Origin of the sequence: Streptomyces bohaiensis, assembly GCF_012033785.1 — a bacterium.
GTDB classification, from domain to species: domain Bacteria; phylum Actinomycetota; class Actinomycetes; order Streptomycetales; family Streptomycetaceae; genus Streptomyces; species Streptomyces bohaiensis.
Window position 1 is genome coordinate 1 of the sequence record NZ_JAAVJC010000336.1, and the last position, 4,575, is coordinate 4,575.

The window sequence follows — 4,575 nt, forward strand, 5'->3', positions numbered from 1 at the left end:
GCGCCCCTCGGCGTCCGGGGCGCGTCGTCCGCGGCCCGCCACCGGCGCGGACCCGTCGTGCCGCGGGGCGTCTCGCACGCGGCGCGTGTGCCGCCGGCCGGCTCCCGACGCGCCTGCCCGGGGAGGGTCCACCGCGTAGGTCGGAGCCGGAGGTGATACCCATCTCGTGGGGCCGCTCGCCGGCCCCGCTCTCCCGGTGGCCGCCGACGGGCCACCGGCAGCCGAGGAGATGAGGACAGATGACGGACCACGGAACCGACGGACCCTACCTCGCCGCCGAGCAGCGGTACGCGGGGATGCACTACCGGCGCAGCGGCACGAGCGGCCTGCTGCTGCCCGCGGTCTCCCTCGGGCTGTGGCACAACTTCGGCGACGACCGGGCGCTGGAGAACCAGCGCGCCATCCTGCGCAGCGCGTTCGACCTCGGGGTCACCCACTTCGACCTGGCCAACAACTACGGGCCGCCGCCCGGGTCGGCCGAGGCGAACTTCGGGAAGCTGCTGCGGCAGGACTTCGCCCCGTACCGCGACGAGCTGATCCTCTCCACCAAGGCGGGGTACCGGATGCACGCCGGACCGTACGGCGAGTGGGGTTCCCGCAAGTACCTGATGTCCTCCCTGGACGCCTCGCTGCGCCGCATGGGTGTCGACTACGTCGACATCTTCTACTCGCACCGCTTCGACCCGCACACCCCGCTGGAGGAGACGATGGGCGCCCTGGCGTCGGCCGTCTCGCAGGGGAAGGCGCTGTACGTCGGCGTCTCCTCCTACAACTCCGAGCAGACCGCCGAGGCGGTGCGGCTGCTGCGGGAGATGGGCGTCCGACCGCTCATCCACCAGCCGTCGTACTCGATGATCAACCGCTGGACGGAGGAGGACGGCCTGCTCGACACGTTGGAGGCGGCCGGCATGGGGTGCATCTCCTTCGCGCCGCTCGCCCAGGGCCTGCTCACCGACAAGTACCTCGACGGGGTGCCGGCCGACTCGCGCGCGGCGAAGGGCACCTCGCTGGACGCGGGGCTGCTGACGGAGGAACTGGTGGAGCGGGTGCGCGGGCTCAACGCCATCGCCGAGCGACGCGGGCAGAGCCTGGCGCAGATGGCGCTGACCTGGGTGCTGCGCGACCCGCGGATGACCTCCGCGCTGATCGGCGCCTCCAGCGTGCGGCAGGTGGAGCAGAACGTGGCGGCGCTGGACGCGGCGCCGCTGAGCGACGCGGAGCTGGCGGAGATCGACGAGCTGGCCGTCTCGACCAGCGGGGTCAACATCTGGGCCAAGCGGAAGTGACGGGCCGGGGGGGGGGGGACGGGTCCCCCCCCACCCCCGGGGCGCCGTCACGCGGTCGGTCGCGAGCCGGGCGCTTCAGGCGAACTCGTCGTAGACGCTGAGGACGTGGGCGACGGTGTGGTCCTCGGTGGGCCAGCTCTCCGCCCGGCTGCGGCCCGCGGCGGAGAGCGCGGCGCGGCGGTCGGGGTCGGCGAGCAGTCCGGTGACGGCGTCGGCCAGCGCCCGCGGCTCGGCCGCGGGCACCAGGACGGCGGCGTCACCGACCAGTCGCGGCATACCGCCGACCCCCGCCGCCACCAGCGGCACCCCGACACGCAGCGCCTCCTGCGCGGCCAGTCCCCGGCCGTCCCACCCGCCGGCGCTGACCGCGATGTCCGCCGCGGCCAGCAGCCGCCGCCCGTCCCGGCGGTCGCCCAGCAGCCGCACGGGAAGCTGTTCGCGGGTGACGCGCCGTTCGAGGTCGGTGCGCAGCGGCCCGTCCCCCACCAGTGCCAGCAGCGGCGGCGCACCGCGGTCCCGCCAGTGTCCGGCGGCGGAGAGCAGCGTCTCGTGGCCCTGGCCGGGTTCCAGCGTGGCGGTGGCGAGCAGCAGCGGGCTCTCGCCCAGGCCGAGTTCGCGGCGCGCGGAGCGGCTGCCGGGGGCGTCGGCCGAGGGTGTGCGGGAGCCCGGCAGCCCGACGGGGGCCAGTCGGGCGTCGCGGGCGCCGCGCCGGCGGGCGCGGTCGACCAGGTCGGTGGTGGCGCCCAGCACCACGGACGACGCCCGGGCGACCATGGCCTCGGTGGCGTCGCGCAGCGGCGCGGTGGGCCCGTAGGCGTCGCGGCGGACGTGCCAGGTGAGCACGAGCGGCACGGGCCGGGCACGGGTCGCCAGCGCGGCGACGGCGCCGGCCCGCAGCCCGTGGGCGTGGACGAGGTCCGCGCGGGCGGCGAGGGTGTGGGCACGCCAGGCCGCACGGGTCCGCGAGCCGGCGGGGAGTTCCGCGAAGCGGGCGCCGACGTCGGCGAACCGGTAGTGGCGCTCGGCCGTCGCCGGGGCGCAGACGGTGACCTTCACCCCGCGGGCGACGAGTCCGGCGGCGAGGGACCTGACGTGGTCGCCGGTGCCGGCGCCGCCGCTGCCGAGCAGCTGGAGCACGTGCAGGGGCCTGGGTCCGGGCGACTGTGCGGGGATGCCGCTCACGGCTGGCTGCTCCTGGGCTCGGGCGGTGGGCTGGCGTCCAGGATGCCAGTTCACCCGGTCGGGGTGACCGTCCGCCACCCGCACGGGTGAGGATGGCGCGAAGCGGTGGCGTGGGTGGCTCGGGGAGCACACCGGCGCCCGGGCGGCGGGAGGCGTCGTGCCCCGGCGCGGTGCCCGCGGGCGGGCGGTGCGGCCGGTGGCGGGGCGCGGTCCGCAGCCGGGTCAGCCCGCGGCGGCTCCCGGGTCGGCCGCGGCGGCCAGCAGTTCCTCGGCGTGGGCGCGGGCGAGGTCGGAGTCCTCCTGGCCGGCGAGCATCCGGGAGAGTTCGCGGATGCGCTCCTCGCCCCGGACGTCCTGCACCCCGCTGCGGGTGACCGACCCGTCGTGGGTCTTCTCGACCACCAGGTGCCGGTCGGCGAAGGCGGCCACCTGCGGCAGGTGGGTGACCACCACGACCTGCGCGTTCCGGGCGAGCCGTGCCAGCCGGCGGCCGACCTCGACCGCCGCCTTGCCCCCGACTCCGGCGTCGACCTCGTCGAAGAGGTAGGTGGGCACCGGGGCCGCGTGGGCGAAGACCACCTCGATGGCGAGCATCACGCGGGACAGCTCACCGCCGGAGGCGCCCTTGGCGACGGGGCGCGGCTGCGAGCCGGGGTGCGGGGCCAGCAGCAGCTCCGCCTCGTCGGTGCCGTGCGGTCCGTAGGCGACGTGGGCGCCGTCGAGGTCGAGCCCCTCGGCGTCCGCGGGGAGTTCGGTACGGCGCAGCGCGATGCTGACGCGGGCGTGCGGCATCGCCAGCCCGCCGAGTTCGGCGGTGACGGCGTCGCCGAAGCGGCCGGCCGCCTCGGCGCGGGCGTCGGTGAGGGTACGGGCGAGTTCCGCGAGTCGGGCGCGGAGTTCCGCACGGCGTGCGGTCAACTCCTCGATGTGGTCGTCGTCGCCGTCCAGTTCGACCAGCCGGGCCTGCGCCTGCTCGGCCCATGCCAGGACGGCGTCGATGTCCTCGCCGTACTTGCGGGTCAGCCCGCCGAGCAGCGCGCGGCGCTCCTCGACGGCGGCGAGCCGCAGCGGGTCGGCGTCGAGGTCGTCGGCGTAGCCCGCGAGGTCCCCGGCGACGTCGGAGAGGAGGATGCCGACCTCGGCGAGCCGATCGGCGAGGGAGGCGAGCGCCGGGTCGTGGGAACGGGCGGCCTCCAGCGCGCGGTGGGCCCCGGCCACCAGGGTGGCGGCGTCGATCCCCTCGGGGTCGGCGGGGTCGCCGGCGAGCGCGTCGTGGGCGGTGGTGGCGGCGGTCGCCAGCGCGTCGGCGTGGCCCAGGCGCCCGGCCTCGGCGGTGAGGTCGGCGTCCTCGCCGGGGATCGGTTCGACCGCGCCGATCTCGTCGAGGCCGAACCGCAGCAGGTCGGCCTCCTGCGCACGCTCCCGGGCGCGCCGGGTCAGCTCGTCGAGCGTGGTGGTGACCTCGCGCAGTTCGCGGTAGGTGGTGCCCCAGGCGGTGAGGGCGCGGGCCACCGGCTCCCCCGCGTACCGGTCGAGAGCCTCGCGCTGGCGTGCGGGGCGGAGCATGCCCTGCTGGTCGTTCTGCCCGTGCACCGCGACGAGTCCCTCGCCCAGTTCGGCGAGGAGGCCGGCGGGGGCGGAGCGGCCGCCGACATGGGCACGCGAGCGCCCTTCCGCCGAGACGGTGCGGCTGATCAGCAGGACGTCGTCCTCCAGCTCCGCACCCGCCTCCGCGGCCCGGAGCGCGGCGGGCGCGTCGGGAGGCAACCGGAGTCGGCCCTCCACCAGGGCGCCGGACGCGCCGGCGCGTACCAGTGCGGCGTCGGCCCGGCCACCGAGCAGCAGCCCGAGGCTGGTGACGACCATGGTCTTGCCGGCACCGGTCTCGCCGGTGACGGCGGTGAAGCCGGTGGACAGTTCGACGACCGCGTCGTCGATCACGCCCAGGTCCTTGATCCGCATCTCCTCCAACACGGATACGACCATACGAGGTCCGCGCGGGCCATGGTGACGCGAGGCCCGTCCGGGGGCGGGCGTCGCCGGGCCGCGGGCCGTCCACCGCGGACTGCCGCGCGGGCAGCCGGGAACGGCCGGCGGTCCGCGGACG

The 4,575-nt window shown here is 76.7% G+C and carries 3 protein-coding genes; 1 reads left to right on the forward strand and 2 read right to left on the reverse strand.

The window, feature by feature from the left end; genetic code table 11:
- Positions 1-239: 239 nt before the first annotated feature.
- Positions 240-1,286 carry an L-glyceraldehyde 3-phosphate reductase gene (mgrA, locus tag HCN52_RS22070; RefSeq protein ID WP_168090197.1) on the forward strand — a complete coding sequence of 349 codons (1,047 nt, stop codon included), beginning with the start codon at positions 240-242 and terminating at the stop codon, positions 1,284-1,286.
- A gap of 75 nt (positions 1,287-1,361) precedes the next feature.
- Here the strand turns inward: mgrA and HCN52_RS22075 are convergent, their stop codons facing one another.
- Positions 1,362-2,468: a glycosyltransferase family 4 protein gene (locus tag HCN52_RS22075; RefSeq protein ID WP_168090198.1), complete on the reverse strand. Its 1,107-nt coding sequence runs from the start codon at positions 2,466-2,468 to the stop codon at positions 1,362-1,364.
- A 222-nt stretch (positions 2,469-2,690) separates the two neighbouring features.
- The gene (recN, locus tag HCN52_RS22080) at positions 2,691-4,454 is read right to left on the reverse strand and encodes a DNA repair protein RecN (RefSeq protein ID WP_168090199.1); all 1,764 of its coding nucleotides are present in this window, start codon (positions 4,452-4,454) and stop codon (positions 2,691-2,693) included.
- Between the last annotated feature and the right edge of the window lie 121 nt (positions 4,455-4,575).

Excerpts from the sequence above, each read along its gene's own strand:
- mgrA (WP_168090197.1), top strand. The coding sequence starts at position 240 with ATGACGGACCACGGAACCGACGGACCCTACCTCGCCGCCGAGCAGCGG.
- recN (WP_168090199.1), bottom strand. The coding sequence starts at position 4,454 with ATGGTCGTATCCGTGTTGGAGGAGATGCGGATCAAGGACCTGGGCGTG.